The organism is Curtobacterium pomorum (genome assembly GCF_044497295.1).
GTDB lineage: Bacteria > Actinomycetota > Actinomycetes > Actinomycetales > Microbacteriaceae > Curtobacterium.
On sequence record NZ_CP172409.1, the window covers coordinates 2,981,122 to 2,999,140 of the forward strand.

Consider the following 18,019-nt stretch of genomic DNA (forward strand, 5'->3'; position numbering starts at 1 on the left):
CGGAACCCGCGCGCACGACGGTCCCCACCGCCGTGGACGCGACCCGCCCGACCCCGGACACCGACCTCGCCATCCGCACCACGGGCCTCCAGAAGGTCTTCCGCAAGCAGCGCGCCGTCGACGGGATCGACCTGTCGGTGCCGCGCGGCGCGGTGTTCGGGTTCCTCGGACCGAACGGGTCCGGCAAGACGACCACGATCCGGATGCTCCTCGGACTGTCGAGCGCGACGGGTGGCACGATCGAGGTGCTCGGCCAGTCGATGCCGAAGGCGCTGCACCAGGTGCTGCCGCGCGTCGGCGCCCTGGTCGAGGGGCCGGCCTTCTACCCGTACCTGTCCGGACGGGCGAACCTGCAGCGCTTCGACGCGGCGGACCCCACGTCGGACCCGCGCACCCGGAAGGACCGCGTCGCACACGCCCTCGACCGTGTCGGCCTGACCCACGCCGCCGACAAGAAGGCGCACGCGTACTCGCTCGGCATGAAGCAGCGGCTGGGCCTGGCGAACGCCCTGCTCTCCCCGCGGGACCTGCTGGTGCTCGACGAGCCGACCAACGGCCTCGACCCGCAGGGCACCCGCGAGGTCCGCAACCTCATCCGTTCCCTGGCGGACGACGGCACGACCGTGTTCGTGTCGAGCCACCTGCTCGCCGAGATCGAACAGGTCTGCACCCACGCAGCGGTGATGCGCACCGGCAAGCTCGTCGCGCAGGGCGAGCTCGACGAACTGCGCTCCGCAGGAGCCCGCACCGTGACCGTCCGCACGCCCGACGTCGGGCAGGCGGGCAGTGTGCTGACGCGGCTCGGGCTCGCGCCCCGGCACGACGGCGGCGCCGACGTCCTGGTGGCGGACCTGCCGCACGAGCTCCTGCCGGAGACCATCACCGCCGAGCTCGTCCGCGCCGACGTCCGGGTCCGTGGGCTGACGGTCGGCGGCGGCACGCTCGAGGACCTGTTCGTCGCACTCACCGGAGAGGGCTTCGATGTCGCTGCCTGACACTGCAGGCTCGCTGCCCGAGACCGCTCGTCCGTCGGCGGACACCGCCGCGCCGGCTCAGCGCCGGCAGCGCCCCTTCGCCCTGCTCGGCTCCGAACTCGCGCTGGTGTTCCGACGTCGCCGCACCTGGGCGATGCTCGGTGCGCTCGCCCTGGTGCCGATCCTCATCGCGGTCGCCGTGAAGCTCACGACCGACGGTGACGACGGTGGCCCGGCGTTCCTCGGCGACATCACCAACAACGGCCTGTTCGTGGCGTTCACCGCGCTGACCGTGTCGATCCCGCTCTTCCTGCCGCTCACCGTCGGCGTGGTCGCGGGCGACACCGTCGCAGGGGAAGCCAGCCACGGCACCATCCGCTACCTGCTCGTCGCGCCGACCGGCCGGGTGCGGTTCATCCTCGTGAAGTTCGCCGGGGCGGTGGCGTTCTGCCTGGCGGCCACGCTGCTGGTGGTGCTCGTCGGTGCCGCGATCGGTGCCGTGCTGTTCCCGATCGGCCCGGTCACGCTGCTGTCCGGCACCCAGGTCGGCGGAGCGTCCTACGCCGGACGGGCGCTCCTGCTCGCCCTGTACGTGGCGATGTCGATGCTCGGGCTGGTGGCGATCGGCATGTTCGCCTCGACGCTGACGAACGTGCCGGTCGGCGCGATGGCCGCGACGGTCGTGCTGGCCGGGGCCTCGCAGGTCCTCGACCAGCTGCCCCAGCTCGACTGGCTGCACCCGTACCTGTTCTCGCACCAGTGGCTGGGGTTCGGTGACCTGCTGCGCGACCCGATCTCGTTCGACTCGTTCGGGTCGAACGCGGTGCTGCAGCTCGGCTACGTCGTCGTGTTCGGTGCGCTGGCGTACAGCCGGTTCGCCTCGAAGGACATCCTGAGCTGAGCCCGACCGCCGGGCCCGACCGCCGGGCCCGAGCGCCGGGCCCGACCGCGTCAACTCGCCGGTGTCGCCGATCCGCCCGCCATCGTCTCCGTCTCGGAGCCGCGCGCATCCGCGTAGCGGTCCCGCAGGTCGCGGGCCTTCTCGGAGCGGTACCAGTCGAGCCGCGCTCCGGTCTCGACGGTCTGCATGCCGATGACGACCTTGCCGCGCGACTTCATCTCGGCCAGGTCCTCGTACGCCTCGACGATGTACTCGAACGGGTAGAAGCCCGAGATGAGCACCTGGAAGCGGCGTTCCTGCAGGGCCTTCGCCAACAGGGTCAGGAGCTCCCGGGTCTCCTCGTCCTCTGCCGGGGCGCGCAGGAACCGGAGCTCGATGTCGCGGCGGTCGTCCGACGACACGAAACGCTCCGCACCGACGCCGAGGCGATCCGCCAGGAGCTCGGCGTTGCTCTCCCCGTGGTTGTCGATGAAGGCGGTGATCGGTCGGCCGTCCGCGATCGCCCGGATGCGCTCTTCCTCACCCTCCCCGTACACGACCGGCAGCGTCCCGATCTGCCGCAGGTAGTCGTGGTTGCGCGCGCTGCCGAGGGTGATCACGGTCGCGCCGGCGTCGTGCGCCAGCTGACTCTCGATGTGCCCGACACCGCCCGCTGCCGCGGTGATGACGACGGTGTCGTCCGGGCCGAGGCGCAGCGATCGCACCACCGACACCGCCGTGCACCCGGCGAGGTACAGGCCACCGGCGACCTCCCACCCGACGTACTCCGGCTTCTTGATGACCGCTCCGCGCGGCACCGCGATCCAGTTCGCGTGCGATCCACCCTGCGGCGCGTGCCCCATGACCTCGTCGCCGACCCGCAGGTCCTTCACGCCGTCGCCACGCGCCCGGACGATGCCGGCGAAGTCGACGCCCTGCCGTGCCGGGAACTCGAGCTCGATGTGGTCCCGGAGCTTCCCCTCGCGCAGGAACCGCTCGATGTGGTTCAACCCGGCGGCGACGATCTCGACGACTATCTCGCCGGGGCCGGCCGTCGGCTTGTCCTGGGGGACGAGCTCGACGACGCTGAAGTCGCCGTACCGGTCGTACTGGACTGCCTTGCCGTTCCGCATGGGTGCTCCTTCGCTGGCGTGTGCGTCCGGCCTACTCGGTTTCCCCGCGTGCAGCCCGAACAGGCGGGGTACCGGCAGTGGACGGTTCCGACGAGCGGACGGGAGGCCCGTGGCGGCGTCGCCACGGGCCTCCCGTCCGTCAGCCACGCACGTCCAGTGCGCGTCGCGCGCACAGCGCAGGTGGCGCTCAGTGCTTGCCGGCGGCCGCGATGACGGATGCGACGGTCTCTGCGTCGAGGTGGAAGGCGAGCGGGTCGGCGTCGGGGCGCGGGACGCGCAGCGGCGTCGACCAGACGGAGCCGTCCTCGGCGACGTCGACGACGAGGGCGCCGCTGTCGACGTACGCCGATTCCTCGTCGTACGCGCCGGTGACGTCCGTGTCGTTCGCGACCCCGGGGGCGACCAGGACCGGGACGCCGGCCAGCGAACCGGCGAAGTGGTGGTGGTAGTGCCCACCCAGGACGACGCGCACGTCGGAGCCACGGACCACGTCGGCGAGCGCCTCGGGGTTCTGCAGGCGCAGCGCCTCGTGCAGCTCGGTCGGGGCCGGCAGGGGCGGGTGGTGCAGGACGACGATCGTGCCGTGCGGGGCGTGGTCGCCGGCGAGCGCGGTGCGGAGCCGTTCCAGGCTCGCTTCGCTGACCTCACCGTAGCCCGCACCCGGCACGCTCGTGTCGACGGTGACGATCCGGCGGCCCGCGACGAGGGACTGCCCCCACACCGGCACGGTCGGCGGGTGGTACTCCATCGTGTGCATCACCGGGCGGCCGCCCTCACCGAGGACGTGGCCGTTGGACAGGACCTGGCGGAAGCCCTCCCGCAGGTCGTGGTTGCCCGGGACCGCGACGAGGGCGGCTCCGTGCCGCTCCGCCCATCCGCCGACCCGTTCGAGGACGGCGGCGTAGGACTCGGGGCTGCCGTCCTCGGAGACGTCGCCCGAGACGACGACGAGACCGATACCGGGCACCCCGTCGACGCGGGCGAGCACGCTCTCGAGGGCCGCGGTGGTGTCGACGGAGCCCTGGTGCGGGGCGCCGTCGCCGGTCAGGTGGGTGTCGGAGAGGTGGAGGACGCGGAGGGTTCCGGCTGCGGGCGGCTGCATGGTTCCACGCTAGCCACGCGGGCGATGGACGGGCTGGGCGGTTCGTCGGCGCTCCGTGAGCACCTGCGGTCAGTCCGGCAGCACCGCGTCCGGGATGTCCCGCAGGAAGATCTCGATCGTCTTCGGACCGATCCCCTTGAGCGCGGCGAGTCGCTCGCGCAGGTCCTTCCGCGACGCCGCGGTCTTCACCAGGTGCGACACGGAGCCCTCGTCGGCGTCGAGCGTGTGCATCGTCTCGTGCAGGGCATCGGTCATCTGGTAGTCGAACCGCGCGTAGCCGCCCTCGTCCAGAACCCTCCGCAGCTGCTCGCGTCCGGCGCCCGCGAACTTCCCCGGGCTGGTGAACCCGTGGTCGATGAGGACGCGGTAGGTCGCCGCCGCCTGCTCCTGCCGGATGGGCCGGCCGAAGAGCATGCTCGCGAGGAACCACCGGTAGAGCTGTTGGGGCTTGCCGTCGGACAGGTCGATCCCGAGGTCCGCGGCGTGGGTCACGTCGGCCATGGACCGGACGCTACCCGCTCCTCACTCCGCGGCGGCCGCAAGCTGGTCCTCCAGGTTGAACACCTCGGGCAGCACCCGCGCGGTCTGGTCCGCCCGACCCGTGGCACCGTCGAACAGGTCCCGCATGTGCGCCTCCCACGCGGCTGCGACCTCGGACGCCGCGAGCGACGCGTCGGCATCGGTCACCGAGTCGGTCTCGTAGTAGCCGATCAGCAGGCCGTCGTCGTCGAGGAACAGGGAGTAGTTCCGCCGTCCGGCCGCCTCGATCGCCCGGAGCATCGCCGGCCAGACCGCGGCGTGCCGCTCGCGGTAGGCGTCCAGGTGCTCGGCCTGCACCTGGAGTCGGAAGCAGACCCGCGTCACCGGTCGGCCTCGGCGCGCCGACGCTGCTCGGCCTCCCGGACGGCTCGTTCGTCGGCGGTGCGCACGGTGCCGGTGACGGTGGTCACGGTGCCGTACCGCTCGGCCTCGATGGCCTCGAGCGTCCTGCCCTGCGTGCGGGGCGCCCAGATCGTGCCGACCAGGAACGACATGGCGAGCAGCCCGAGGATGAGCCCGCCGAGCGCGCGGAGCCCGATGTCCGACAGGAGCAGCGGGAACCAGATGCTCAGCAGTCCCACCATGACCCGCGCGGCGAGGAAGAGCACCCCCTGCGCACTGGCCCGGTACCGGGTGGCGAAGAGCTCGCTCGTCCAGAGGCCGTAGAACGCCTGCGCACCGATGCCCGACGACACACCCCACGTGATCGCGAAGAACAGCAGCGTCCCGAGGTTCGCCGGTGCGTAGATCAGGACGGCCCAGGCGACGATCGCGAGCACCGCGCCGAGGGCGAACAGCAGCCGTCGACTGACCCGGTCGCCGTAGCGCATGAAGCCGAAGTACGTCGCGGCCACGGTGCACCCCCACACCAGGATCTGCAGGCCGTACTGCTCGGTGACGCTCGTGACCCCGGTGGCCGAGTACACCCGCGGCTGGAAGATGCCGGCCTGCCCGGCGACGGTGTTCCAGAGCGCGTAGACGCCGAACAGGAACAGCATCGCGGTCAGGTTCCTGCGCCGACTGAACAGCTGGGTGATCCCGTGGAAGAAGTTCGCCGTGCCGGTCGCGGCGCGTTCGTCCTTCCAGATCGCCGACTCCGGCAGCCCGCGGCGGAGCCACCAGACGACGGCGGCGACGACGAACAGGTGCGCGAAGATGAGCCGGCTGCCGAGCAGTCCGAGTGGCGCGGCGGCGATGGCCAGCGCGAACCCGACCATCGGGCCGATCGACCAGGCGAGCTGCGCGGTGCCGACGTGGGCGGCCCGCTTGTCCGCTGGTGCCTGCTCGGCGATGTAGGTCCAGCTCGCGGGGACGCCGGCGCCGACCGCGATGCCGGTCAGGATGAAGCCGACCAGCAGCATGCCGTAGCTGCCGGCGAACACCGCGAGCAGGATGCCGAGCATGTAGAGCAGCAGGTCGTAGGTGTAGATGAACTTCCGGCCGTAGCGGTCGCACAGGGGCCCGCCGATGATGGCGCCGGCGGCAGCGCCGAACGCGTTGGCGGACAGGCTCGCCAGGAGGCCGACCTCGAGGTCGCCGACGTGGAACTGCGCCTGCCACAGGCTGAGGCTCGTGGCGATCGCGATGATCGACCCCGACTCGATGTAGTTCGACATGGCGACCGAGACGGTCGCCTTCCAGCCCGTGGTGCTCCGGGCTCCGATGCGGACCGCCATTGGTCCTCCGTTCGCGTGTTCGTCGGTGAATCGTTTCAACGGGACAGCGAGACGATAGTGCGCCCCGGCGGGCGTTGGCAAGTCCGCACCCACGATCCAGCACCGTGCGGTGGACCTGCCCACCCACCGGACGGGAGGCCCGGGTCCAGCCCGCACCGCGCCTCCCGTCCGCCGTTTTCCACAGATCACGGCGCGGGCCGACCGCGCGGACCGCCCCGATGCCAGGATGGCCACATGGCGGTGAGTGTGCGAGAGGTGGCAGCGCTCGCCGGCGTGTCCCTCGGGACGGTGTCGAACGTCCTGAACCGCCCGGACAAGGTGGCCCCGACCACGGTGGACCGGGTGCAGTCGGCCATCGCCACGCTCGGGTTCGTCCGCAACGACTCCGCGCGGCAACTCCGGGCCGGACGCAGCTCCACCGTCGGCCTGATCGTGCTCGACGGCGGCAACCCGTTCTTCACCGACGTCGCCCGCGGCGCCGAAGACGCTGCGATGGACAAGGGGCTGGCGGTCCTCATCGGCAACTCCGACGAGTCCACCGACCGCGAACGCACCTACGTCGACCTGTTCGAGGAACGCCGGGTCGCGGGTCTGCTCATCTCCCCCGCCGGTGACGACCTGTCCCGACTCGCCCGTCTGCGCGACCAGGGCACCGCGGTGGTGCTCGTCGACCGCCGCGCCGACGACGAGCACTTCGCCTCGGTCTCCGTCGACGACGTCGCGGGCGGCCGCATCGCGGTCGAGCACCTCGCTGCCACCGGGCGGACGCGCATCGCGTTCGTCGGCGGCCCGTCCAGCATCCGCCAGGTGGCCGACCGGCACGCCGGGGCACTGTCGGCGGCTCGGGCAGCGGGCATCGGGCTCGAGGTCCTGCCGACCGCGTCGCTGTCCGTGCTCGAAGGGCGTCGTGTCGGCGAAGCACTCCAGGCACGGCCGCGTGCCGAACGGCCGGACGCGGTCTTCGCGGCGAACGACCTGCTGGCGGTGGGCCTCGAACAGGCGTTCATCATGCGGGGCACGATCGCGGTGCCGGAGGAGATCGCGATCGTGGGCTACGACGACATCGCCTTCGCCGAAGCGGCCGTCGTCCCGTTGACCTCGGTGCGCCAGCCGGCACAGGACCTCGGGCGTCAGGCGATCGAGCTGCTGACGAAGCAGGTCGAGCTCGGGCAGGACATCGACCTCGAGCACGTCGAGTTCACGCCGGAGCTCGTGGTCCGGCAGTCCTCCGTCGCCGACGCGTAGCCGAGCCCCAGCGCGGAGCGACCGCCGCTGCGGCCTACGATCGGAGCATGGTGCATGTCCCCCGGCGTGACGGCCCGCCGAGCGTGCACCACGTCGCTGCTCGCGCGGGCGTCTCGCTCGCGACGGTCTCGAACGTCCTGAACCACCCCGAGCGGGTGGCCGAATCCACCGCCGCTCGTGTGCACGACGCGATCGCCGAACTCGGGTACACGCCGAACCGCAACGCCCGGGTGCTCGCCTCCGGCAGCAGCCGTTCGATCGGACTCGTCGTGATGTCGCTCCGGAACTCGCTGTTCAGCGACATGGTGAACGGGGCGCAGCTCGCGGCCCGGAAGCGGGGGTTCACGCTCCTGATCGCGAGCAGCGAGGACGACCTGCAGGCGCAGGGCGAACACCTCGCGTACCTCGAGAGCGCTCGGGTGTCCGGCATCCTGCTCGCCTCGATGACCGAGTCGCGCGACCAGGTCGAGCTCACCCGCCGGCACGGTCGTCCGGTCGTCTACGTCAACTTCGCGCCGACGACGGTCGATGCCTGCTCCGTCGTCGTCGACAACGAACAGGCGGGGTTCCTCGCCGCCGAGCACCTGATCGCCCGCGGGTGCCGACGCATCGGCTTCGTGAGCGCCCGCGCCGAGCTGCAGCCGGTCGCGCTCCGCCGCGCCGGCGTGCTCCGGGCGATCGCGGGCCACCCCGGGGTGGAACTCGTGGACATCGACGCCGGTGACATCGACCCGCCCGGCGGCACGCACGCCGGGTCCCGGATCGCCGCGATGCCGGCGGACGAACGCCCCGACGGCGTCCTGGGCGTCACGGACCTGCTCGCGATGGCGGTCGTCTCGGAGCTCCGAGCTGCCGGCATCCGCGTGCCGGAGGACATCCCGGTGTCGGGGTGCGACCACAACTCGGTGGCGTGGGGCGGCGCCGTGCCGCTGACCTCGGTCACGATGCACGGTGCGGAGATGGGCGCGGCCGCCGTCGAGCTCCTGCTCGAGGAACTCATTGACCCGATGCACGTCCACCGCGCGGTCGTGCTCGGCAGTGAGCTCGTCCCCCGCGAGAGCACGCTCGGCCGCGCAGGTGCAGCAGCCGCGCGCACGGCGCCACCGAGCGACCCGCGCCGCACCGAGGCCTGAGCGCCCGAAAGCGACAGTCCCGCGGCTCGGGACACCGTCTGGCCCGGCAACGCGACAGATCCACGCGAACAGTTCGCGGCACGGTGTCGCTTTCGCGGATGGGGGGGGTTGCGGTGCGCGGCGTGCGCGTTCCCGTAACGAAATCGACGCAGCGATTGACACGCTTCAATCGACGTGGTTCCATCCTGATTGAAACGTTCTAAACAGCAGCAACCGGAGCCCACGACGACGCGGGATCCGGGTCCGTTTCACCCGGGGTACCCCGCCCCGGGCCTTACGAGGAGGTAAGGAATGTCAGCTCGTTCCCTGACCACGAGGACGCTCACCAAGCGCGCGGTCGTCAAACGGCTTGTCGCCATCGGCGGCGCGACGGTCCTGATCGGCGGGCTCGCGGCGTGTTCGTCCGGCGGCTCCGCCGACGAAGGCGGCGGCAAGGTCCAGATCACCTACCAGGCCGACAACTCGCCCGCGACGGCCGCCACCGCGAAGCCGCTCATCGAGGCGTTCGAGAAGGCCAACCCGGACATCACCGTCAAGTTCGACACCCGCCCGCAGGGCACCGACGGCGACAACCTGGTGAAGACCCAGCTGTCGACCGGCGAGATGGCCGACGTCTTCAACTACAACTCCGGTTCGCTCATGCAGGCCCTCAACCCGGACAACACCCTGGTGGACCTATCCGACGAGAGCTGGACGAAGGACGTCGACGAGCAGTTCACCAAGGTCGTCAGCACCGACAAGGGCCTCTACGGCGCACCCTTCGGTACGAGCTTCGGTGGCGGCGTCATGTACAACAAGAAGGTCTACGCCGACCTCGGACTCAGCGTCCCCACGACCTGGGACGAGTTCATCAGCAACAGCGAGAAGATCAAGGACGCCGGCAAGGTCGCCCCGATCATCCAGACGTACGGCGACACCTGGACCAGCCAGCTGTTCGTGCTCGGCGACTTCGCGAACATCACGGCACAGGACGAGGACTGGGCGGACAACTACACCGCCAACAAGGAGTCCTACGCCGACGAGCCCGCTCTCGCCGGCTTCGACCACCTGGCCGAGGGCAAGGACAAGGACCTCTACAACGAGGACTACGCCTCGGCCACGCAGGCGAACGGTCTGAAGATGCTCGCCGACGGCACCGGGGCGCAGTACCCGATGCTGACGAACGCGATCTCGACCCTGCAGCAGGACAGCCCCGACGCGGTCAAGGACATCGGAGCATTCGCGCTGCCGGCCGAGGACGCCGACGACACGAACCTGACCATCTGGGAGCCGAACGGCCTGTACATCCCGAAGACCACCGAGGGCGACGAGCTCGCCGCGGCGAAGAAGTTCATCGCCTTCGCGAACTCGGCCGACGGCTGCAAGGTGCAGAACGACACCGGCACGCCCGGTGGTCCGTACGTCATCTCGACCTGCTCACTGCCGGACGACGTGCCCCCGATGATCGACGACCTGCAGAAGTACCTCGACGACGGCAAGGCGAGCCCGGCGCTCGAGTTCCTGTCGCCGATCAAGGGCCCGAACCTCGAGAAGATCTGCGTGCAGGTCGGCTCCGGCATCACGAACGCCGCCAAGGGTGCTGACCAGTACGACGACGACGTCGTCCAGCAGGCACAGCAGCTCGGCATCAAGGGCTGGTGACACGGTGACCGCGACCCTCACGACGGCACTCGAGCCGGCGAAGACCCGAGCGGGCTCCGGCGGGGCCGGACCCGCGCGCAAGCGGATGCGCTCGTTCTACCCCGCGTGGTTCTTCATCCCCGCGATCGCGCTGTACGTCGTGTTCTTCGCGGTCCCCACCTTCGCCGGGTTCTACTTCTCCCTCACCCGCTGGACGCTGTTCGACCAGACCTTCATCGGGTTCGACAACTTCGTCCGCTTCTTCCAGGACCCGCAGCTCGTCTCCGGGTTCGTGCACACGTTCCAGTACGGCTTCGTGACGAGCGCGGCGAAGGTGGTCATCGGACTCGCCCTCGCCCTGCTCCTCACGTCGCCCGTGCTGGGGCGCGGCTACCTGCGGGCGGTCGTGTTCTTCCCGGTGCTCGTGTCGACGATCGGCATCGGCATCACGTTCAAGGCGCTGATGGACCCGTTCCACGGGATCATCAACGGCGTGCTCGGTTCGGTCGGCCTCCCCACTCCGGGGTGGCTGACCGACCCGGCCCTCGCCCTGTGGAGCGTCGCCGCGGTGGACGTCTGGAAGGGCGTCGGCATCGCGACGCTCATCTTCATCGCCGGCATCGTGGCGATCCCGCAGGAGTACTTCGAGGCCGCACGGGTCGACGGCGCGAGCGCGTGGTCGATCTTCCGGAACATCACCCTGCCGCTGTCGCGTCCCGCGATGGGCACCGTCATCATCCTGTCGCTGATCGGCGGGCTGCGGTCCTTCGACCTGATCTGGGCGATGACCGGCGGTGGGCCAGGGTTCACCAGTGACGTCATCGCGAGCGTCATCTACAAGCAGTACCAGGCCGGGTTCTACGGCCTGTCGACCGCCGGCAACGTGGTCCTGTTCGTGGTCGTGACAGCGATCATGGTCCCGATCTCGTGGCTCCTGAACCGCAAGGAGGCGGAACTGTGACCACGCTCACCAGCCCCCGCGTCAGCACCCCGACGAAGCACCGCCACCCGGGCCGGACCCGCCGGTGGATCATCGGCACGATCGCCATCGTCGTGAGCTTCGTGGTCTTCCTGGTGCCGTTCGTCTTCGTCCTGCTGCAGGCCGCGAAGAACCCGGCCGAGGCGAACCAGCTCGGCTTCAGCCTGCCGACCGAGTGGCAGCTCTGGCAGAACCTGCAGGCCGTGTTCGGCTCCGGCGACGGCGTGATCGTCCGCGCGTTCCTGAACAGCGCGGTCCTGACCGTCGGCAGCGTGGCCGTGATGGTCGTGTTCTCCGCGATGGTCGGCTACGTGCTGCAGCGTCGTCCGAGCAAGTGGAACGGCGTGATCAACTTCTTCGTCCTGGCGGGCCTCATCGTGCCGCCGGCGATCGTGCCCACGATCTGGGTGCTGCAGGGGCTGAACCTGTTCAAGACCATGGGCGGGATGATCCTCATCGAGGCGACCTTCGGCCTGTCGTTCTGCATCCTGCTGTTCCGGGCGTTCGTCGCGACGATCCCGAAGGAGCTCGACGAGGCGGCCGTCCTCGACGGTGCCGGCCCGGTCCGGCTGTTCTTCGGTGTCGTGCTGCCGCTGCTCAAGCCGGTCATCATCACGGTCGTGCTCGTGCAGTCCGTCACGGTGTTCAACGACTTCACGAACCCGCTGTACTTCCTGCCGGGGTCCGAGAACGCCACGGTGCAGCAGACGCTCTACGCGTTCCAGAGCCAGTCGGTCAGCCAGCTCAACCTGCTGTTCACCGACGTCCTGCTCATCACGATCCCGCCGCTCATCCTCTACGTCTTCTTCAACCGCCAGATCGTCGCCGGCATGACCAGCGGCGCCGTCAAGGGCTGACCGCCCACCCCGGCCAGGAGGCGCGACCCGCCTCCGCCGGGTCGACCCACCCCGGCAGACGGCCGGGCCCACGACCCCGCACCGGTCGACGACGACCGGTCGCGTGAAAGGACACACCACATGACCGCCTGGACAGCTCCGTTCATCACGAGCGACGCCGACCTCGGGAGCGCACCGATCCTGCGCCGGGAGTTCACGCTCGACGACGGCCACGGCGCCGTCACCGGGGCGACCCTCGACGTCAGTGCCCTCGGCGTCGTCGAGGCGTGGCTCGGTGGCGAACGCGTCTCCGACCACCTGCTCGAACCGGGGTGGACGAGCTACGAGTGGCGCATCCGCGTCGTCTCGCACGACGTCACGGCCCACCTGACCGACACGGCCGCCGGCAGCGCCGCCGTGCTCGCGCTCGTGCTCGGCAAGGGCTGGGCCGCCGGTCGGCTCGCCTGGGGTGGTGGCGGCGGCTGGTACGCCGACGAGCCCGCCGGGTTCGCCGAACTCCGCATCACCTTCGCCGACGGCCACGAACAGCTCGTCGCCACCGACACGGACTGGCAGGCCCTGTCCAGCGCGATCACCGCCGACCAGCTGTACGACGGCGAGGACATCGACGCCCGGCTGCGCGACGGGTCGTTCCTGACGCCCGGCGAGGTCACGACACCGAGCATCGACGGCCACGAGGGACGCACGAGCGCCGTGCGCACCGTCGACATCGGCGAGCGCGAACTCGTCGCCGACACCGTGCCGCCGGTCCGGCCGCTCGCCGAGATCGCCCCCGTCGACGTCTGGACGAGCCCGTCCGGCGCCACGCTGATCGACTTCGGGGTCAACCTGGTCGGCTGGCTCCGCGTGGTCGCCTCGGGTCCCGCCGGCACGGTGCTGACCCTCAAGCACGCCGAGGTGCTCGAACACGACGAGCTCGGCACCCGGCCGCTGCGCACCGCGAAGGCCACGGACCACTTCACCCTGAGCGGCAGCGGCGCGGACGGTTCCGGCGCCCCGGACGTGTTCGAGCCCCGCTTCACCTTCCACGGCTTCCGGTACGCCCAGGTCGACGGGTGGACCGGCACGCTCGACGAACTCCGCACAGCGGTCACCGCGGTGCAGGTCGGCTCCGACCTGACCCGCACGGGCACGTTCGCGTCCAGCCACGAACTGCTCAACACGTTCCACGACAACGTCGTCCGGGGCATGCAGGGCAACTTCCTGAGCGTCCCGACCGACTGCCCGCAGCGCGACGAGCGCCTCGGTTGGACGGGCGACATCGCCGCGTTCGCACCGACGGCGTCGTACCTGTTCGACACCCGCGCCTTCCTGGGCGACTGGCTGCGTGACGTGTGGCTCGAGCAGCAGCACGCCGACGGTGTCATCCCGTTCGTGGTGCCGGACGTGCTGAAGTACTCCCCCGCCGAGGACTTCGGCACCCCGGACGCCACCGCCATCTGGTCGGACGCCGGCGTGTGGGTGCCGTGGACCCTGTACCAGGCGTACGGCGACACCGCGGTGCTCGAGGAGCAGCTCGACTCGATGACGGCACACCTCCGCCGGATCAAGGGCCACCTGTCACCCGAGGGCCTGTGGGACACCGTCTTCCAGTTCGGCGACTGGCTCGACCCGGACGCCCCGCCGGAGGACGCCGCCAAGGCGAAGGCCGACCCGGGCGTCGTCGCGACGGCGTGCGCGTACCGCAGCGCGACCCTGGTGGCGCAGGCGGCGCGGTTGACGGGCCACGAGGCGGAGGCGACGGAAGCCGAGGAGCTCGCCACGGGCCTCCAGGCCGCGTTCCGGCAGCACTACGTGACCGACGGCCGCATCCGGAGCGACTGCACCACCGTCTACGCGCTCGCGATCGTGTTCGGCATCCTCGACGAGGACGACGAGCGCCGGGCGGGCGACCGCCTGGCGGAGCTGGCCGAGCAGTCCGGGTACCGGATCTCGACGGGCTTCGCGGGCACGCCGTTCATCACCGACGCGCTGACGCAGACCGGCCACCTCGACGACGCGTACCGGCTGCTGCTGCAGACGGAGTGCCCGTCGTGGCTGTACCCGGTGACGATGGGTGCGACGACGGTGTGGGAACGCTGGGACTCGATGCTGCCGGACGGCACCATCAACCCGGGTGAGATGACCTCGTTCAACCACTACGCGCTCGGGGCGGTGGCGGACTGGATGCACCGGGTGGTGGGCGGCCTGTCGGCGCTCGAGCCGGGGTACTCCTCCGTGTTGATCGCGCCGCAGCCGGGCGGTGGGCTGACGTGGGCGTCGACCTCGCTCGATTCGGTGCACGGGCACATCGCGGTGCGGTGGGAGCTCGTCGACGGTGAGCTCCTGGTGCGGGCCGAGGTGCCCGAGGGGGTCACCGCGGTGGTGCGCCTGCCGGGTGCCGCGGAGCAGCGGCTCGGCGGCGGGACGCACGAGCTGCGCGCGCCTGCTGCCGTCCCCGCCGAGTAGGGAGCTGCCGGAACCAGGTTCCGGACACAGCACCGCGGAAGTGCGTGGTGCGGTGTCCGGAACCTGGTTCCCCCACACCGCCCCGCCCACGGCACCACACGGTTGCGGCGACCCGCCGCGCGCCGTACTGTATGAAACGATTCAATCGCACACGAGGAAGTGACACGATGACATCGACACCGACCTTCGCCGGCATCGCCGACCAGCTCGCACGACAGCAGATCGAGCTGCCCAGCTGGGCCTTCGGCAACTCCGGCACCCGCTTCAAGGTGTTCAGCACGCCCGGCACCCCGCGCGACCCCTACGAGAAGATCGCCGACGCCGCCAAGGTGCACGAGTACACGGGCCTCGCCCCGACCGTGGCACTGCACATCCCCTGGGACCTCGTCGACGACTTCAGCGACCTCAAGCGCCACGCGGAAGAGCACGGCGTCGCGCTCGGGACGATCAACTCGAACACGTTCCAGGACGACGACTACAAGTTCGGCGCCCTCACCCACACGGACGCGAGCATCCGGCAGAAGGCGATCGACCACCACCTGCGCTGCATCGACGTGATGGACGCCACCGGCAGCCGCGACCTGAAGATCTGGCTCGCCGAGGGCTCGAACTACCCCGGCCAGGCCGACATGCGTGAACGCCAGGACCGCCTGCACGAGTCGCTCAGCACGATCTACGACCGCCTCGGTGCCGACCAGCGCCTGGTGCTCGAGTACAAGTTCTTCGAGCCGTCGTTCTACCACACCGACGTGCCGGACTGGGGCACGAGTTACGTGCAGACGTCGGCGCTCGGCGACAAGGCGATGGTCTGCCTCGACACCGGCCACCACGCTCCCGGCACGAACATCGAGTTCATCGTGATGCAGCTCCTGCGCCTCGGCAAGCTCGGCAGCTTCGACTTCAACTCGCGCTTCTACGCCGACGACGACCTGATCGTGGGTGCCGCTGACCCGTTCCAGCTGTTCCGCATCCTGGTCGAGGTCATCCGTGGCGGCGGCTACGACAACCCCGACGTCGCGTTCATGCTCGACCAGTGCCACAACATCGAGGACAAGATCCCCGGGCAGATCCGCTCGGTGCTCAACGTGCAGGAGATGACCGCCCGGGCGCTGCTCCTCGACCGCGTCGCCCTGACGGCCGCGCAGGAGGCGCACGACGTCCTCGGCGCGAACGAGGTCTTCATGGACGCGTACCAGACCGACGTCCGAGCAGACCTCGCGGCCTGGCGCGAGTCCCGCGGCCTGCCGGCGAACCCGATGCGCGCGTACCTGGAGTCGGGTTACCAGCAGTCGATCGCCGAGGACCGCGTCGGCGGCGTCCAGGCCGGCTGGGGCGCGTAGACACATGACACACACACTGGAGGCACGGGTGGACCCCGCAACGCAGCGCACCGATGCAGACGAGACGATCAGGGCGCTCATCGCGCGTTCGAACGCGCTCGGCTCGGATCCGCGGATCACGAACTACGCGGGCGGCAACACCTCGGCGAAGGGCACCGCGACCGACCCGGTGACCGGCGAACCGGTCGAGCTGCTCTGGGTGAAGGGCTCCGGGGGCGACCTCGGCACCCTCACCCCGGCGGGCCTCGCAGTCCTGCGCGTCGACCGCGTCCGTGCGCTCCAGGCGGTCTACCCCGGCGTCGAGCGCGAGGACGAGATGGTCGCCGCGTTCGACTACACGCTGCACGGCAAGGGTGGTGCCGCCCCGTCCATCGACACGGCGATGCACGCCCTGGTCGACGCCGCACACGTCGACCACCTGCACCCGGACGCCGGCATCGCGATCGCCACGGCGGCGGACGGTCCGGCCCTGACGGCGACGATCTTCGGCGACAAGGTGGTGTGGGTGCCGTGGCGCCGACCGGGGTTCCAGCTCGGGCTCGACATCGCCGCGATCAAGCGGGACAACCCCCAGGCGATCGGGACGGTCCTGGGCGGCCACGGCATCACGGCCTGGGGTGACACGAGCGACGAGGCCGAGGCGAACTCGCGCTGGATCATCGACACCGCCGAGCAGTACATCGCGGAGCACGGGAAGGCCGACCCGTTCGGAGAGCCCCGAGCAGGCTTCGAGGCGCTGCCGACCGACGAACGCCACGCACGCGCCGCCGCCCTCGCCCCGACCATCCGCGGCATCGCCGGCCACGACAAGCCGGTGGTGGGGCACTTCACCGACAGCGACGTCGTCCTCGACTTCCTGGCGGCCTCGCGCGCCGAGGAACTCGCCGCGCTCGGCACCAGCTGCCCGGACCACTTCCTGCGCACCAAGGTCAAGCCGCTCATCCTCGACCTGCCGGCCACGGCCGCCGTCGAGGAGCAGAGCACCCGCCTGCACGAACTCCACGAGCAGTACCGCGCGGACTACCAGGCGTACTACGACCGCCACGCCGACGCGACGAGCCCCGCCATCCGCGGTGCCGACCCGCTCATCGTGCTGGTCCCCGGCGTCGGGATGTTCTCGTACGGCAAGGACGCCCAGACCGCCCGCGTCGCCGGCGAGTTCTACGTCAACGCGATCAACGTCATGCGCGGCGCCGAGTCGCTCAGCACCTACGCCCCCATCGACGAGGCCGAGAAGTTCCGGATCGAGTACTGGGCCCTCGAAGAGGCGAAGCTGCAGCGCATGCCCGCCCCCGAGAAGCTCGCCACTCGCATCGCCCTGGTCACCGGCGCCGCGAGCGGCATCGGCAAGGCGATCGCGAAGCGCCTGGCCGCCGAGGGCGCCGCGGTCGTCATCGCCGACCTCGACCTGGCGAAGGCGCAGGCAGCCGCCGCCGAGATCGGGAACACCGACCAGGCGATCGGCGTCGCGGCGAACGTCACCGACGCCGCCGCGATCGACCAGGCGGTCCAGCAGACACTCCTGCACTTCGGCGGCCTCGACCTCGTCGTCAACAACGCGGGGCTGTCGCTCAGCAAGAGCCTGCTCGAGACCACCGAACAGGACTGGGACCTGCAGCACGACGTCATGGCGAAGGGCTCGTTCCTGGTGTCCAAGGCTGCGGCGAAGGTCCTCATCGAGCAGGGCCTCGGCGGCGACATCGTCTACATCTCGTCGAAGAACTCGGTGTTCGCCGGCCCGAACAACATCGCCTACTCGGCGACGAAGGCCGACCAGGCGCACCAGGTCCGACTCCTCGCGGCCGAACTCGGCGAGCACGGCGTCCGCGTCAACGGGATCAACCCCGACGGCGTCGTCCGCGGCTCGGGGATCTTCGCGAGCGGCTGGGGTGCGAACCGCGCGAAGACCTACGGCATCGAGGAACAGGACCTCGGCGCGTTCTACGCCCAGCGCACGATCCTCAAGCGCGAGGTCGTGCCCGAGAACGTCGCGAACGCCGTCTACGCCATCTGCACCGACGACTTCTCGCACACGACCGGACTGCACGTGCCCGTCGACGCCGGCGTCGCCGCGGCGTTCCTGAGGTAGTCA

15 protein-coding genes are annotated in these 18,019 nt (G+C 70.5%); 10 read left to right on the plus strand and 5 right to left on the minus strand.

The window, feature by feature from the left end:
- The first annotated feature begins 32 nt into the window (after positions 1–32).
- Positions 33–995 carry an ABC transporter ATP-binding protein gene (locus tag ACGH48_RS14230; protein WP_340197582.1) on the plus strand — a complete coding sequence of 321 codons (963 nt, stop codon included), beginning with the start codon at positions 33–35 and terminating at the stop codon, positions 993–995.
- Entirely contained in the window at positions 982–1,875 is an 894-nt protein-coding gene (locus tag ACGH48_RS14235) for an ABC transporter permease (protein ID WP_340197567.1), read from the plus strand. Before ACGH48_RS14230 ends, ACGH48_RS14235 begins: the two co-directional genes overlap by 14 nt.
- 50 nt (positions 1,876–1,925) lie before the next feature.
- On the opposite strand, the gene ACGH48_RS14240 is transcribed toward ACGH48_RS14235, so the two are convergent.
- From ACGH48_RS14240 to ACGH48_RS14260, 5 genes are all read right to left on the minus strand, one after another.
- Positions 1,926–2,987, minus strand: a complete 1,062-nt coding sequence (locus tag ACGH48_RS14240) for an NADP-dependent oxidoreductase (RefSeq protein ID WP_396289048.1) — start codon at positions 2,985–2,987, stop codon at positions 1,926–1,928.
- Between the two features lie 187 nt (positions 2,988–3,174).
- Positions 3,175–4,089, minus strand: coding sequence for a metallophosphoesterase (locus tag ACGH48_RS14245; RefSeq protein WP_396289050.1), 915 nt, complete (start codon positions 4,087–4,089; stop codon positions 3,175–3,177).
- A 69-nt stretch (positions 4,090–4,158) separates the two neighbouring features.
- Positions 4,159–4,590 (minus strand): DNA methylase, encoded by a 432-nt coding sequence (locus tag ACGH48_RS14250; RefSeq protein WP_123291978.1) that lies wholly within the window; start codon positions 4,588–4,590, stop codon positions 4,159–4,161.
- Between the two features lie 21 nt (positions 4,591–4,611).
- Positions 4,612–4,953: an L-rhamnose mutarotase gene (locus ACGH48_RS14255; RefSeq protein WP_123313995.1), complete on the minus strand. Its 342-nt coding sequence runs from the start codon at positions 4,951–4,953 to the stop codon at positions 4,612–4,614.
- A complete protein-coding gene (locus ACGH48_RS14260; RefSeq protein ID WP_340197572.1) occupies positions 4,950–6,305 on the minus strand; it encodes an MFS transporter in 1,356 nt (451 codons plus the stop codon). Before ACGH48_RS14260 ends, ACGH48_RS14255 begins: the two co-directional genes overlap by 4 nt.
- Positions 6,306–6,539: 234 nt before the next feature.
- Between ACGH48_RS14260 and ACGH48_RS14265 the strand changes: the two genes are divergently transcribed.
- The 8 genes from ACGH48_RS14265 (at position 6,540) to ACGH48_RS14300 (ending at position 18,016) form a co-directional block, all read left to right on the plus strand.
- The gene (locus tag ACGH48_RS14265) at positions 6,540–7,550 is read left to right on the plus strand and encodes a LacI family DNA-binding transcriptional regulator (protein WP_340197573.1); all 1,011 of its coding nucleotides are present in this window, start codon (positions 6,540–6,542) and stop codon (positions 7,548–7,550) included.
- Between the two features lie 47 nt (positions 7,551–7,597).
- A complete protein-coding gene (locus ACGH48_RS14270) occupies positions 7,598–8,683 on the plus strand; it encodes a LacI family DNA-binding transcriptional regulator (protein ID WP_396289051.1) in 1,086 nt (361 codons plus the stop codon).
- Positions 8,684–8,974: 291 nt separating this feature from the next.
- Positions 8,975–10,324 carry an ABC transporter substrate-binding protein gene (locus tag ACGH48_RS14275; protein ID WP_396289052.1) on the plus strand — a complete coding sequence of 450 codons (1,350 nt, stop codon included), beginning with the start codon at positions 8,975–8,977 and terminating at the stop codon, positions 10,322–10,324.
- A gap of 4 nt (positions 10,325–10,328) precedes the next feature.
- A complete protein-coding gene (locus ACGH48_RS14280) occupies positions 10,329–11,264 on the plus strand; it encodes a carbohydrate ABC transporter permease (RefSeq protein WP_260233136.1) in 936 nt (311 codons plus the stop codon).
- Positions 11,261–12,139: a carbohydrate ABC transporter permease gene (locus tag ACGH48_RS14285; RefSeq protein WP_123313999.1), complete on the plus strand. Its 879-nt coding sequence runs from the start codon at positions 11,261–11,263 to the stop codon at positions 12,137–12,139. Before ACGH48_RS14280 ends, ACGH48_RS14285 begins: the two co-directional genes overlap by 4 nt.
- Positions 12,140–12,259: 120 nt before the next feature.
- Complete coding sequence (locus tag ACGH48_RS14290) at positions 12,260–14,587, plus strand: family 78 glycoside hydrolase catalytic domain (protein ID WP_396289054.1); 2,328 nt, start codon at positions 12,260–12,262, stop codon at positions 14,585–14,587.
- A 167-nt stretch (positions 14,588–14,754) separates the two neighbouring features.
- Positions 14,755–15,927: an L-rhamnose isomerase gene (rhaI, locus tag ACGH48_RS14295; protein WP_123314001.1), complete on the plus strand. Its 1,173-nt coding sequence runs from the start codon at positions 14,755–14,757 to the stop codon at positions 15,925–15,927.
- A 4-nt stretch (positions 15,928–15,931) separates the two neighbouring features.
- Complete coding sequence (locus ACGH48_RS14300; protein WP_396289055.1) at positions 15,932–18,016, plus strand: bifunctional aldolase/short-chain dehydrogenase; 2,085 nt, start codon at positions 15,932–15,934, stop codon at positions 18,014–18,016.
- Positions 18,017–18,019: the final 3 nt, after the last annotated feature.